Source organism: Chromobacterium sp. ATCC 53434 (assembly GCF_002848345.1).
Classification (GTDB): domain Bacteria; phylum Pseudomonadota; class Gammaproteobacteria; order Burkholderiales; family Chromobacteriaceae; genus Chromobacterium.
This window is the reverse complement of the sequence record NZ_CP025429.1, coordinates 2,922,102-2,934,940: the sequence shown is the minus strand read 5'-3', so window position 1 is coordinate 2,934,940 and position 12,839 is coordinate 2,922,102. Positions and strand designations below refer to the sequence as shown.

The following is a 12,839-nucleotide window of genomic DNA, read 5'->3' as shown; positions in this document are numbered from 1 at the left end:
CATGACGACTTTCGACGCGAACGGCGAATGGACCATCCGCCTGCTGGACGCCGCCGACGCCGACGCCTACCAGGCGATCCGCGTGGCGGCCGCCATCCACGATCCGGCGTCCATCCACGCCGACGCCGCCGAAATCGCCGCGCTGGACAGCGAGGCCATCCAGCGGCAGATCTCACCCGGCGACGCGCAACGGGTATTGGGCGCCTTCATCGCCGGTGAACTGGTCGGCGTCGCCGCGCTGCGACGCAACGTCCTGGCCAGAACCCGCCATCGCGCGACGGTGCAGGGCGTGTTCACCCGGCCGGAATGCCGCGGCAGGGGCGTGGCGCGCGGCCTGATGCAGGCGGTGCTGGACGAGGCTGCCAAGCTGCCGGGGCTGGCGTCGCTGGAGCTGGCCGTCCATGCCGAAAACGCGCCGGCCAAGGCGCTTTACCAGGCTTTCGGTTTTCGTCGCGTCGGCCTGATTCCCGGCGCGGTGATGTTGGACGGCCGCTGTCTGGACGAGGTGCAGATGCAGCGTCCGCTGGTCTTCTCATCAGCCGCCGCCGCGCCGGCCGGCGTGCCGGGCGACGACGATTACGCCTTGGTCGAGGCGACGCCGGATGTCGACACCTATCGCCGCCTGCGCGCCGAATCCGGCCTCAGCCCGAAGACCGAGGAGGCCGCCCGCCGCGGCCTGGCCGGCACGCTGTTCGCGGTGCTGCTGCGCCACGGCGGCGAAACCGTCGGCATGGGGCGGCTGATAGGCGACGGCGGCGGCTTCTACCAGGTGGTCGACATCGCGGTGTTGCCGGCGCACCAGGGACGCGGGCTGGGCAAGCGCATCATGGCGGCGATACGCGGCCATATCGACCGCGAATTGCCGGTCAGCGCCTACATCAGCCTGATCGCCGACGGCGACGCCAGGCATCTGTACGCCCAGTTCGGCTTCGAGCCGACCGCGCCGCGCTCGGTGGGCATGGCGCTGTTCAAGCGCTGATCCAGCCGCCTGCGGGCGGCATTGTTTTTGCAAAGGCAGCTTCGATGACTCAATTGCATCTGGTGTTCGGCCCGCAAGGGGCCGGCAAATCCACCCACGCGCGCAAGCTGGCCGAAGCGGAGCGGGCGGTGCACCTGGCGATAGACGACTGGATGGGGCAGCTGTACGGTCCGGATCTGCCGCAGCCGCTGGATTTCGGCTGGGTGATGGAAAGGGCGGCGCGTTGCGAGCGGCGAATCTGGCTGACGGCGCTGGCCATCGTCCGCGGCGGCGGCCGCGCGGTGCTGGACCTCGGCTTCATGAAGGCGGCCAGCCGCAGCCGTTTTCTTGCGCTGGCGGATGAGCACGGTTTGAGCGCCAAGCTGCATTACGTGACGGCGGCGCCCGATGTGCGCCGTCAGCGCGTGCAGCAGCGGAACGCCGCGCGCGGCGATACCTTCTCCTTCGAAGTGACGCCGGCGATGTTCGACGCGATGGAGACGCAGTTCGAGCCGGCCACGGACGAGGAGCTGGCCCGCTCGGCGGTGATCGCCACCGGCTAGCCTGGCCGCATTCCCTCGTAACACAGGCGCGCGGCGGCCCGCACCCGTTCGCGCAGCGCCGCGTCGACGCCGGGCGCGGCCAGGCCCAGCGCCATCCGCCGCAGCGGTTCGGCGATGGCCATCGCCAGCAGCAGCTCGGCGCAGCTCGCCGGGTCGTCCATTCTCAGCAGACCGCGGCGCCGGCGTTCGGCCAGCCAGTCCGCCAGCAGCGACGCGCTGTGGCGGATGCCGTGCCCGGTATACGCCGCCAGCGCCTGCTCGCGGCCGGGAAAATCGTTGATCAGCAGCTTGAACATTCCCACGGCTTCCGCCGACAGCACCCGTTCGGCGAGCGACAGCAGCAGCGCCTCCAGCGCCTGCGCCACATCGCTCTCCTGATCCAGCGGCGCTTCGACCGCGCGGGCGAGTCCGGCGGTCCAGTCGTCGACGATGGCCGCCAGCAGCTGTTCCCGGTTGTCGGCGAAACGATACACCGTCTTCTTGGCCACGCCGGCGCGCTTGGCCACCGCTTCTATGCTCAAGGCCCGGTAGCCATCGCCAAGCAGCAGCTCGGTCGCGGCCCGCAGCACCTGGCTGCGCAGCGCCTCCTCCGGCGAGGCCGGGCGGCCTCGCGGCCGGGGAGCGGGGGACGATGAAATATCCATTGCGCTTGACATGGTTTCTCGACTTGTTTGAATATGGAAACGTAAACCGTTTCTTAAATGTTGGCGCATCGGGCAGGCCCGGACGGCCAAACGACAAGGAGTGTACTGTGAATGCTCAGAATCGGATATCGAACCATGACGAACTGCTGTCGCCGCGTCCCTTGACGCTGGAAACCGGCATCCGCCGGCTGGACGACGGCCGCTTGCTGGTGGCGGTCAGGACCGAGTTGCCGGGCTGCGCCGGCCGGATGCTGGAGTGGTGGTTCAAGTTTTTCGAGACCACTCAGCACATCCGCTGGTGGCACCCGCACGACCATCACCGGATGCACGGCTGGGACCGGAACTGGCGGCGGGGCGAGCGCTATGTCGGCGCCTGCGTGCGCGCCGAGGAGTCGCTGGGCGATTTCCCGCCGGTGGCGGCGGTGCTGAAGTTTCACGAGCCGGCGGATTTCTTCTCGGCCGACGCGCTGGCGCAGGCGAGGCGGGAGCTGGCGGTGTCCGGGCTGGTGTGCGCGCGCATCGCCTTCGGCGACGAACCCAGGCTGGCGGCCGACGGCGATCCGCTGGACGGCGAGATGATTCACCTGGCGCGCGACAAGCCGCAAGGCGCGGTGCTGCGCAGCCGTTTCGTGCTGGGCGGCGAGTCGCCGGTGCCGGACGAATTGGGCCTGGGCCTGATGCAGCACTGCTACGACGAGTTCAGCAGTCTGGCGCGCTTCCTGCCTTCGCTGTATTACGGCGAGCACGCCAACGGCGAGAAGGGGCCGCTGGCGTGGTGACGCGCTCAGCCGCCGGTCTGGCCGGCCAGGTGGGCGGCCAACAGCGGCCACACCCAGTCGGCCGCGTCAGGGCTCCAGCCGCCGTCCTTGGCCGCTTCGTCCAGCCGTCTGAGCGCCAGGATGTCGGCCAGCTCCGGCAGGCTGGCGAAGGCCTCGGCCTCGCCGGCGCCCATCGGTCCGCCCTGGTAGGCCAGCGTGGCGGCGCTGGCCGGCGACAGCGCCGCCAGGTAGGCCGGATCGACGGCGCACAGATAACGCTTGGCCTCGACATGCATGCCGACCAGCCGCGCGAGCCGGGAGGAGAAGCCCAGCTGCAGCAGATAGTCGCGGGCCAGCTTGTCGTGGGCCATCACGCCGTAGTCGCCCATCGTTTCCGCGCCGTCGTGCTCCAGCAGGTGGCCGACGTCGTGCAGGAAGGCCGCCAGCGTCAGCTCGTCGTCGCAGCCGGCGTCGCGCGCCAGCGTGGCGGCCTGGATCGCGTGGTCGAACTGGCTGACCGCCTCGCCGTAATGGCGCGCGCCGTGTTCGCGGTACAGCTGCCGCAGCGCGGCGATGGCGTCGAACATCAGAATACCCTCCTGCCCTGGTTCCATACGTTTCGCACCAGCGGCACGTCGCCGCGCGCCGTCATCGCCACCAGGTCGGCGCGCTGGCCGACGGCGATGTCGCCGCGGTCGGCCAGACCCACCGCGCGCGCCGGATTCAGGCTGACGGCGGCGACGGCGCGCGGCAATGCCCAGCCCCCTTGCGTGTGCAGCAGCCAGGCGCCGTGCAGCAGGCTGGCCGGCACGTAGTCGGACGACAGGATGTCCAGCAGATCGTGCCGCGCCAGCTCCAGCGCCGCCACATTGCCGGAGTGGGAGCCGCCGCGCACCACATTGGGCGCGCCCATCACGGTGGCGAGGCCGTGCCGCCTGGCCGCCGCCGCCGCCTCCCGCGTCGTCGGGAATTCCGAGATCGCCACGCCGTCGCGCAGCGCTTCCGCTATGTGCGCCTCGTCGGTGTCGTCGTGGCTGGCCAGCGCGATGCCGCGCGCCCGGGCCATTTCCACCGCCGCCTGCTTGTGGCGGCCGGCGAACTCCGCCTGCCTGGCCTTGCGTTCTTCGACGGCGGCGAGGAAGGTGTCCTCGTTCCAGCCCACCTTCTTCTTGCCGTAGTACTTCTTGTACTGCTCCAGATCGCGGTACTGGCGCTGGCCCGGCGTATGATCCATCACCGACAGCAGCCTGACAGCCGGGTGGGAGATCAGCGGCGCCAATTCGTCCAGCAGGCCCGGATAGGCCAGCTCGCAGCGCAGGTGGAAGAAGTGGTCGGCGCGCAGCGCGTCCTCGCGCATGCCCTGGTTGATCGCGTCGAAGGCGCTGTGCAGCGTGTCCAGCCGCACGCTGTCGCCCTCCAGGTCGCCGACCGCCAGCGCGTCCAGCACCGTGGTGATGCCGGCGGCCACGCATTGGGCGTCGTGGGTGATCACCGCCGGCAGCGCGGGCCACAGCACGCCGTTGCGCGGCATCAGGTGTTTTTCCAGATTGTCGGTATGGATCTCTACCAGGCCGGGCAGCAAGAGCGCGCCGGCCAGGTCCTCGCCCTCGGGCAGCGGCTGCTGGTGTATCGCGGCGATCAGGCCATCGTTGATTTCCAGCGCGCCGTTTTCGATCACGCGGTCGGCCAGCACGATGCGGGCGTGGTTCAGAATCTGTTTCATGCTGCGATTTCCGTTTGTTGCGCCAGCGGGACCTGGAAGACGCGGGTGGCGATGGCGTCGCGGGTGGGCGCGTCGTGGAAGATGCCGATCAGCGCCGCGCCGCGGGCCAGCGCCTCGCGCATCAGCTGGACCACCACGTCGCGGTTGGCCGCGTCCAGCGACGCGGTCGGCTCGTCCAGCAGCAGTATCGGCCGCGGCGCGATCATGCCGCGCGCGATGTTGACGCGTTGCTGCTCGCCGCCGGAGAAGGTGGCCGGCGGCAGGCTCCACAGCCGCTCGGCGATGTTCAGCCGCGCCAGCCACTCGCCGGCGGCCAGCCGCGCCTCGGCGTCGGTCGAGCCCCATTCGCGCAGCGGCTCGGCGACGATGTCCAGCGCCGACACCCGCGGGATCACCCGCAGGAACTGGCTGACATAGCCCAGCGTGTGGCGGCGCACGGCGGCGATCTCGTGCGGCAGCGCGCGGGCCATGTCCAGCCATGCGCCCTGGTGGAACACGCCGATGCGGCCGCTTTCCACCAGATAGTTGGCGTACAGCGCCTTCAGCAGCGTGCTCTTGCCGGCGCCGGACGGGCCGGCCAGCGCCACGCATTCGCCGGCGGCCGCTTGCAGCGAGACGTCGGTCAGCACCGGCAGCCGCAGCCCGCCCTGCTGGTGCAGGGTGAAGGTCTTGCTCAGGTTTTCCGCGTTGATCAGTAGATTCATGATTTCAGGCCTGCAGGATGGAGGACACCAGCAACTGGCTGTACGGGTGTTGCGGGTCGTCGAGTATCTGGTCGGTCAGGCCGGCTTCGACCACGCGGCCCTTCTGCATCACCAGCGTGCGCTGCGCCAGCAGCCGCGCGACGCCCAGATCGTGCGTCACCATGATGACGGCGATGCCGGCGTCGCGCACCAGACGGCGGGTCAGGTCGAGGAAGCGCGCCTGCACCGACACGTCCAGGCCGCCGGTGGGCTCGTCCATGAAGACCAGCCGCGGCTGCGTCACCAGATTGCGGGCGATCTGCAGCCGCTGCTGCATGCCGCCGGAGAAGGCGGTCGGCCTGTCGTCCAGCCGCTCGCGGTCTATCTCGACCTTTTCCAGCCAGTCGCCGGCGGTCTGCCGCAGCCGGCCGTAGTGGTGTTGGCCCAGCGCCATCAGCCGCTCGCTGACGTTGGCGCCGGCGGACACGCCCATGCGCAGGCCGTCGCGGGCGTGCTGGGTGACGAAGCCCCATTCGCTGCGCGCCAGCCGGCGCCGCTCGGCCTCCGGCAGGCAGGTCAGCTCGTGCGTCGCGCCGTCGCGGTCGGCGAAGCGCACGCTGCCGGCGTCGGCGGCCAGGCGGCCGGCCAAGGTGGACAGCAGCGTCGATTTGCCGGAGCCGGATTCGCCGACGATGCACAGCACTTCGCCCGGATACAGCTCGAAATTGACGTCGAAGCAGCCCTGGCCGTTGCCGTAGTCCTTGCAAAGCCCGTTCACGGTAAGGATGGGCGCCATCATGCTTGTTTCTCCCGCTGGCAATAATCGGTGTCCGAGCAGACGAAGAGCCGGCTGCCGGCGTCGTCGGTGACGATCTCGTCCAGATAGCTGTCATGCGAGCCGCAGATGGCGCAGCCTTGCTGCCAGCTCTGGGCCTCGAACGGATGATCGTCGAAGGCCAGGCTTTCCACCCTGGTGTACGGCGGGATCGCGTACAGCCGCTTTTCGCGGCCGGCGCCGAACAATAGCAGCGCTGGGTTCATGTCCAGCTTGGGATTGTCGAATTTTGGAATCGGCGACGGCGAGGTCAGATACCTGTCGTTCACCATCACCGGGTAGTCGTAGCTGGTGGCGATGTGGCCGAAGCGGGCGATGTCCTCGTATAGCTTGACGTGCATCAGGCCGTACTCCTGGTGGGCGTGCAGCTTGCGGGTCTCCACCTCGCTGGCCTCCAGCGTCCGCAGCGGTTCCGGTTCCGGCACCTGGAAGATCATGATCTGTCCGGGTTTCAGCGGTGTTTCAGGAATGCGGTGGCGGGTCTGGATCAGCGTGGCGTCGCCGGTGGCCGTCGTGGTGGCGACGCCGGTCACGCGGCCGAAGAAGCGGCGGATGTTGACCGCGTTGGTGGTGTCGTCGGCGCCCTGGTCGATGACCTTCAACACATCGTCGCGGCCGATGACGCTGGCCGTTACCTGGATGCCGCCGGTGCCCCAGCCGTAGGGCAGCGGCATTTCGCGGCTGCCGAACGGCACCTGGTAGCCGGGAATCGCCACCGCCTTCAGCAGGCCGCGGCGCAGCATGCGTTTGGTGTTTTCGTCGAGGAAGCCGAAGTTGTAGCGGTCGTTGCGGGGATCAGTCATCGGCCTTCTCCTGGTCGGCGGCGCGCAGCTGGCGTATCAGCGCCAACTCGGCCTGGAAGTCCACGTAATGCGGCAGCTTCAGGTGCTGGACGAAGCCGGAGGCCTCGACGTTGTCGCTGTGGTAGAGCACGAATTCCGCCTGCTGCGCCGGCGCGTGGGCGGTTTCGCCCAATTCCTCGGCGCGCAGGCTGCGGTCCACCAGCGCCATCGCCATCGCCTTGCGCTCGGCCTCGCCGAAGCTCAGGCCGTAGCCGCGGGTGAATTGCGGCGGCGCGGTCTTGCTGCCGGCGAACTGGTTGATCATCTGGCATTCGGTCAGCGTGATCTCGCCGATGTCGATCTCGAAGCCCAGTTCCTCCGGGCAGACCATCACGCCGACTTCGCCCATGCGGATCTCACCGGCGAACGGGTGGCTCTCGGCATAGCCGCGCTGGGTGGAATAGGCGAGGCCCAACAGCCAGCCCTCGTCGCCGCGGGCCAGGTTTTGCAGCCGCGCCGGGCGGGAGGCCGGGAACATCAGCGGCTCGCGCGTCAGGTCCGTCGGTTCCGGGTCGCCCGCCGGCGGCAGATCGGCCTCGATCAGGCCCTCGCGGTCCAGCAGCTGCAATACGCCGGGCAGCGCGTCCGGCAGCGGCGCGGCGGCCTGTTCGAGCTCGACTCTTTCCGCGGCGCCCATCAGGCCGAAGTCCAGCAGGCGCTGGGTATAGTCGGCGGTCGGGCCGAGTATCTGGCCGCCCGGCACGTCCTTGAAGGTGCCGGACACGCGGCGGCGCACCCGCATCGCGGCGGTGTCCAGCGGCAGCGTCTGGCCAAAGCGCGGCAAGGTGGTGCGGAAGGCGCGCAGCAGGAACACCGCCTCCATGCTGTCGCCGCCGGCCTGCTTCAGCGCCAGCGCGGCCAGCTCCTCGTCGTACAGCGAGCCTTCCTGCATCACGCGGGCCACGGCCAGGCGCAACTGCTGGCGGATTTGATCAAGCGTCAGCTCCGGCACCGCCTCGTCGCCGCGGCGCGCGGCGGCCAGCAGGTCCCAGGAGCGGGCGATGGCGGTTTCCCCGCCTTTGACGGCTACATACATCTCAACCCTCCCGGATGCGGACGCTGCGCGGCAGGCCGGCGATGTGGGTGTCGGAAATCAGCAGGGCATCGACGCCCAGCGGGAAGCGGGCGTGGTTGACTTGCCATTCGCGCCAGAAAGCTTGCGGCAGGCCGGCGGCGCCGAAGCGGCGCGGCGCGGCGAAGCCGGGACCGCGGCCTTCCACCTGGTCCGCGCCGAAGCCGTCCGCCTCGATCAGCAGCGTGGCCGAGCGATCCGGATATTCGGCGCTGCCGGCTTTCAGGCTGATCAGGTTCGGCAGCGGCATGCCTGCGACGATGACGATGAAGTCGGCGTGCTCGGGCAGATCGGCCAGCCGCATGCCGGTGTGGAAGCGCAGGCTGGCGACGGTGTCGTCGGGCAGGGGCGGCAGCCAGACGCGCACGTCCTGGTCGGCCAAGGTGTACAGCAGCGCGGCGGTGGCGGCCTTCAGGCCGGGCAGGGCAGGCGGCAGAGTCGGCAGCGCGCGCGGCAGCAGCGGTTCCGCCATCGCGGCCAAGACCGCGCGGAACGTTTGCTGGGCGTCATCGACCGGTTGGGAGAGACCTGTCAGCATATTCATTCCCCCCGGACCATGGTGAAAAACTCGACCTTGCTGGCGGCGGCTTCCCGCGAACGGGCCGCGCGGCGCTCGGCCAATTCGGTTTCCAGCGGAGAGATCCATTCGCGGATCAGCACGTCGCGGCGCGCAGGGTCCTGCAGCAACGCGTCGGCCTGGGCGATCAGCTCGGCATGGCGGCCGTCGCCGCCGCGAACCCAACCGTGGCCGATGTGATCGCCGATCTGGCAGCTGGCCCGGCTGACGCTGATCTCTCCCAGGTTGAAGCGGGCGCCGGTTCCGCCGCTGCGGCCCTGCAGCATCATCAGGCCGGTTTCGGCGCGGCGCAGCCAGCGCGGGGCCGGGGGCAGGGCCGGCGGCAGCAGTTCCAGCAGCCGTTCAATCGGGCTGTTGGCCAGCACCGATAAGCAGCGCTGTCGGGTGGAGGTGTCCATCGTGTGCCTCATGGTTCAAGAAAAATTCATATAAACGTATAGACGTATCCATGATAATGGCGACCAGGCACCGACAAACAGCATGCGGCGATGAAGTTTTTGTGACGTTTTCAAGGCGGGCACAGACCTTGGGGGAAATGGGATGATAGAGAGAGGTTCCGGCGTCGCCGTGTGGCGGCAGATAGAGGACAGCTTGGCGGCCGACATCGCCGGCGGCGTGCTGCGGGCGGGACAGCAACTGCCGACCGAACTGCAGCTGGCGGCGCGATTCTCCGTCAACCGCCACACGATACGGCGCGCGGTGGCGACGCTGGTGGAGCGAGGCCTGTTGCGGGTGGAGCAGGGGCGCGGCACCTTCGTCCAGGACAATGCGATCGACTACGCGATCAGCAAGCGCACCCGTTTCTCGCAAAATATGGCGCGGCAGAATCTCAGCGCCGACGTCGACATCCTGAACAGCGACACGGTGCCGGCCAACGCCGAGCTGGCCGAGCTGCTGCGGGTGGCGGTCGGCGACGCGCTGTTCCGCATCCAGGTGCTGAGCAAGGCCGAAGGCCGGGTGGTCGACTACGCGACGATGTTCTTTCCGGCGGCCAGACTGCCCGGCCTGCCGGACGCCTACCGCCGCCACCGCTCGGTGACGCGCGCACTGCAGGAGTGCGGCGTGCCGGACTACACCCGCCGCTTCACCCGCGTCACCGCGCGGCTGCCGGACGCCGAGACGGTGGACTATCTGGGCATTCCGAAGAACCGGCCGGTGCTGCGGGTGAAGTCGCTGAACGTCGACGCGGCCGGCCTGCCGGTCCAGTACGGCGTCACCAGCTTCAACGGCGACCTGGTGCAATTGGTGATGGAGCAGGAATGATGCGCTACGCGCTGTATTACGCGCCGCGGCCCGATTCGGCCTTGTGGTCCGCCGGTTGTCGCTGGCTGGGACGGGACGCGGCAAGCGGCGGCTTGCCGCCTAGGCCTGAGGTGGACGGCGTCGGCGCCGTCGAGTTCGCCGCGCTGACCGGCGCGGCCGCCCGCTACGGCTGGCACGCGACGCTGAAGGCGCCGTTCGCGCCGGGGCCGGACGTCGGCGAGGACGCGCTGCTGCGGCGGACGGCGGAACTGGCCGCCGGTTTCGAGCGGTTCGCGCTGCCGCTGCGGGTGGACTGGCTGGACCGCTTCCTGGCGTTGCGGCCGGCGGCGCCGCCGCCGGAGCTGGCCGAGCTGGCCGCCGCCTGTACGGTGGCGTTGGCGCCGCTGGCCGACCGCGGCGAGCCGATCAAGGCGCGCGACGGGCTGGACGCGCGACAGCGGGCCTTGTACCGGCGCTGGGGCTATCCCTATGTGTTCGAGCAGTTCCGCTTCCATCTGACGCTGTCCGCCGATGTGGAGCGGGATTCCGCGACGGCGCGGGCGCTGGAGCTGGGCGCGCGCCGCCATTTCGACGGCCTGCTCGACGATGTCGTCGTCGACGGCATCGCGCTGTTCGTCGAGCCGGAGGCGGGGGGGCCGTTCCGCTGTCTGGCTTATTGCGGCTTCGACGGCGAGGTGCGGCGTCATGGCGACTAGGCCCGGCGTGCTCTGGTATGTGATCGGCCCGTCCGGCGCCGGCAAGGACAGCCTGCTGGCCTACGCGCGGCAACGGCTGCCCGGCGGCGTGATGTTCGCCCACCGCTACATCACGCGGGCGGCCGACGCCGGCGGGGAGAACCATGTGGCGCTGAGCCAGGCCGAGTTCGACGCGCGCGAGGCCGGCGGCTGTTTCGCGTTGAGCTGGCGCCGGCATGGCCTGGCCTACGGGCTGGGCGTGGAGGTGGACCTGTGGCTGGAGCAGGGAATGGACGTGGTGGCCAACGGCTCGCGTTCCAGCTTGCCGCTGGCGGCCGAGCGTTTCCCCGGCCTGCGTCCGTTGTGGATCACCGCCAGCCCCGAGGTGCTGGCGGCGCGGCTGGCCGGCCGCGGCCGCGAGCCGGCGGCCGAGATCGCGCGGCGCCTGCGCGAGGCGGGCAGCTTCGCGCCGCCGGACGGTTGCAAGGTGCTGTGGAACGACGGGGCGCTGGCCGACGCCGGCGAGCGGCTGCTGAGCCTGCTTACAGACTGATGATCTCGCTGCCGCTGTGACCGGTTTTCTTGACCCGGTACATCGCCTGGTCGGCGGCCTGCAGCAGGCTGTCCGAGGTGCTCAGGCCGTCGCCGAGCGCGATGCCGATCGAGATGCCCAGCTTACAGGCGCTACCGGCGACCAGGAACGGCGTGTCGAAGGCTTCCAGGCATTTTTCGGCGACGGTCTGCGCGATTTCGGCGGCGTTGTCGTCCAGATCGCTGAGCAGCAGCACGAACTCGTCGCCGCCGATGCGCGCCAGCGTGTCGGTTTGGCGGACGATGCCGGCCAGCCGCTGGGCCACCTGCCACAGCACCTTGTCGCCGGCCCGGTGGCCCAGGTTGTCGTTGATGGTCTTGAAGCCGTCCAGGTCCATGAACAGCAGCGCCAGCCGGGCATGCTTGCGCTGCGCCTGCGCCAGCGCCATGTGCAGGCGGTCGGACAGCAGCGAGCGGTTGGGTAGGCCGGTCAACGAGTCGTGATGGGCCATGCGCGCCAACTCTTCCTGCTGGTCGTTCAACTTGTGCAGCAGGCGGTTGAAGGCGGCGATCAGATGGCCGACCTCGTCGTTGCGGCGTATCGGTATCGGCTCCAGCGGCAATTCGCCGCGCGTCATCTTGTCGGCGTGACAGGCGGCCTGGAACAGCGGCCGCAGCACGATGTAGAGCCCCAGGCTGGAGAACAGCGTGAACACGGCCAGCGCGGTCAGCGTATTGCGCACGGTGAATCGCTTGACGCGCTCGACGGTGGCGAAGGCTTCGCTGCTGGGCAGGCGCGCCACGACGAACCAGCCGGCGCGCGGCACCGAGGCGATGGCGCTGACCTCTTCCACGCCCTTGGCGTTGACGGTGATGCCGGCGCCGCGGAAACCGGCCATCGCCCTGTCGTGCAGCGGATTGACGCCCGGCGGCGGCAGCGGCTGCAGAATCATGTCCGGCTGCGACGAGGAGACGAACTGCCGGTCGCGCGGCGAGATCAGCAGGAAGCTGTCGCGATAGTCGCCGATACGGGTGTGCTGCATCAGGTCGAGGAAGTTCGGCGCCGCCAGCGCGGTGACGCCGACCAGCACGGCGGCGATCTTGCCGTCGGCGCCGCGCACCGGCGCGCTGATCGGCAGCACCGGGGCCCGGGTGACGCGGCCGATCGCGGCGCGGCCGATATAGGCATGGCCTTGAAAGGCCATGCGGACGTAGTCGCGGTCGCCGTACCGCACCAGCTGTCGCGGGGCTCTGGGCGGATAGTCGGCGATGGCGCGGCCGTCCGGTCCGACGACGAACAGACCGACGGAAAACAGCGGCTGGTACTGATAGTGTTCCTGCAGCCAATCCTGCAGCCGCGACGGCTGCCGCAGCAGGCTGGGAGGCAGCACGGCGGCCAGATGGATCAGCAAATCCTCGCGTTGCGCCACCTTGTCGTTGATGTCGCGCGCGACATAGTTGGCCAGCGCCAGTTGCTGGGCCTCGACCACCTTGCTCAGGTCTTCATGGAGGAAATTGGTCAGCGCGTAGTAGCGGGACACGGAACCGGCAGCGACGATCAACAGCGCCAACACCAGCAGGCGGGTGACTATGCTGTCAAAGACGCGGCGCAAGATCATGTTTTCTTCAATTGGTGTCCACACTGTCATCGTAGTTGATGCGCCTGTTTTGTGCGCATCGGCGGCTTGCCGGGCGGGGACGTCTAGCGCCGCAAGA

General features: G+C 69.3%; 16 protein-coding genes. 6 read left to right on the top strand and 10 right to left on the bottom strand.

Annotated features, from left to right (window positions below):
* Position 1 precedes the first annotated feature (1 nt).
* Both CXB49_RS13170 and CXB49_RS13165 read left to right on the top strand, forming a co-directional pair.
* Positions 2 to 979, top strand: coding sequence for a GNAT family N-acetyltransferase (locus tag CXB49_RS13170; protein ID WP_101708827.1), 978 nt, complete (start codon positions 2 to 4; stop codon positions 977 to 979).
* Between the two features lie 44 nt (positions 980 to 1,023).
* A complete protein-coding gene (locus CXB49_RS13165) occupies positions 1,024 to 1,521 on the top strand; it encodes an ATP-binding protein (RefSeq protein WP_101708826.1) in 498 nt (165 codons plus the stop codon).
* Here CXB49_RS13165 and CXB49_RS13160 read toward each other — a convergent pair.
* Entirely contained in the window at positions 1,518 to 2,177 is a 660-nt protein-coding gene (locus tag CXB49_RS13160; protein WP_199406683.1) for a TetR/AcrR family transcriptional regulator, read from the bottom strand. The genes CXB49_RS13165 and CXB49_RS13160 overlap by 4 nt on opposite strands.
* A 95-nt stretch (positions 2,178 to 2,272) precedes the next feature.
* Between CXB49_RS13160 and CXB49_RS13155 the strand changes: the two genes are divergently transcribed.
* Positions 2,273 to 2,944: a DAPG hydrolase family protein gene (locus CXB49_RS13155; RefSeq protein ID WP_101708824.1), complete on the top strand. Its 672-nt coding sequence runs from the start codon at positions 2,273 to 2,275 to the stop codon at positions 2,942 to 2,944.
* 5 nt (positions 2,945 to 2,949) lie between these two features.
* On the opposite strand, the gene CXB49_RS13150 is transcribed toward CXB49_RS13155, so the two are convergent.
* The 8 genes from CXB49_RS13150 to phnG are packed head-to-tail and all read right to left on the bottom strand — an operon-like array spanning position 2,950 to position 9,053.
* Positions 2,950 to 3,510 (bottom strand): phosphonate degradation HD-domain oxygenase, encoded by a 561-nt coding sequence (locus tag CXB49_RS13150; RefSeq protein ID WP_158300841.1) that lies wholly within the window; start codon positions 3,508 to 3,510, stop codon positions 2,950 to 2,952.
* Entirely contained in the window at positions 3,510 to 4,646 is a 1,137-nt protein-coding gene (locus CXB49_RS13145; RefSeq protein ID WP_101708822.1) for an alpha-D-ribose 1-methylphosphonate 5-triphosphate diphosphatase, read from the bottom strand. Before CXB49_RS13145 ends, CXB49_RS13150 begins: the two co-directional genes overlap by 1 nt.
* A complete protein-coding gene (phnL, locus tag CXB49_RS13140) occupies positions 4,643 to 5,350 on the bottom strand; it encodes a phosphonate C-P lyase system protein PhnL (RefSeq protein ID WP_101708821.1) in 708 nt (235 codons plus the stop codon). The genes CXB49_RS13145 and phnL overlap by 4 nt, the downstream gene beginning before the upstream one ends.
* A gap of 4 nt (positions 5,351 to 5,354) precedes the next feature.
* Positions 5,355 to 6,128, bottom strand: coding sequence for a phosphonate C-P lyase system protein PhnK (gene phnK, locus CXB49_RS13135; RefSeq protein WP_101708820.1), 774 nt, complete (start codon positions 6,126 to 6,128; stop codon positions 5,355 to 5,357).
* Complete coding sequence (locus CXB49_RS13130; protein ID WP_101708819.1) at positions 6,125 to 6,967, bottom strand: alpha-D-ribose 1-methylphosphonate 5-phosphate C-P-lyase PhnJ; 843 nt, start codon at positions 6,965 to 6,967, stop codon at positions 6,125 to 6,127. Before CXB49_RS13130 ends, phnK begins: the two co-directional genes overlap by 4 nt.
* On the bottom strand, positions 6,960 to 8,042 hold the full coding sequence (locus CXB49_RS13125) for a carbon-phosphorus lyase complex subunit PhnI (protein ID WP_101708818.1): 1,083 nt from the start codon (positions 8,040 to 8,042) through the stop codon (positions 6,960 to 6,962). Before CXB49_RS13125 ends, CXB49_RS13130 begins: the two co-directional genes overlap by 8 nt.
* A gap of 1 nt (position 8,043) precedes the next feature.
* Complete coding sequence (phnH, locus tag CXB49_RS13120; protein ID WP_158300840.1) at positions 8,044 to 8,616, bottom strand: phosphonate C-P lyase system protein PhnH; 573 nt, start codon at positions 8,614 to 8,616, stop codon at positions 8,044 to 8,046.
* Between the two features lie 2 nt (positions 8,617 to 8,618).
* A complete protein-coding gene (gene phnG, locus CXB49_RS13115) occupies positions 8,619 to 9,053 on the bottom strand; it encodes a phosphonate C-P lyase system protein PhnG (RefSeq protein ID WP_101708816.1) in 435 nt (144 codons plus the stop codon).
* 142 nt (positions 9,054 to 9,195) lie between these two features.
* On the opposite strand from phnG, the gene phnF reads away from it, so the two are divergent.
* The 3 genes from phnF to phnN are packed head-to-tail and all read left to right on the top strand — an operon-like array spanning position 9,196 to position 11,145.
* The gene (phnF, locus tag CXB49_RS13110; RefSeq protein WP_101708815.1) at positions 9,196 to 9,918 is read left to right on the top strand and encodes a phosphonate metabolism transcriptional regulator PhnF; all 723 of its coding nucleotides are present in this window, start codon (positions 9,196 to 9,198) and stop codon (positions 9,916 to 9,918) included.
* On the top strand, positions 9,915 to 10,613 hold the full coding sequence (locus CXB49_RS13105; RefSeq protein ID WP_101708814.1) for a DUF1045 domain-containing protein: 699 nt from the start codon (positions 9,915 to 9,917) through the stop codon (positions 10,611 to 10,613). Before phnF ends, CXB49_RS13105 begins: the two co-directional genes overlap by 4 nt.
* A complete protein-coding gene (gene phnN, locus CXB49_RS13100; protein ID WP_101708813.1) occupies positions 10,603 to 11,145 on the top strand; it encodes a phosphonate metabolism protein/1,5-bisphosphokinase (PRPP-forming) PhnN in 543 nt (180 codons plus the stop codon). Before CXB49_RS13105 ends, phnN begins: the two co-directional genes overlap by 11 nt.
* On the opposite strand, the gene CXB49_RS13095 is transcribed toward phnN, so the two are convergent.
* Positions 11,135 to 12,742 carry a diguanylate cyclase domain-containing protein gene (locus CXB49_RS13095; protein WP_233492802.1) on the bottom strand — a complete coding sequence of 536 codons (1,608 nt, stop codon included), beginning with the start codon at positions 12,740 to 12,742 and terminating at the stop codon, positions 11,135 to 11,137. The genes phnN and CXB49_RS13095 overlap by 11 nt on opposite strands.
* Positions 12,743 to 12,839: the final 97 nt, after the last annotated feature.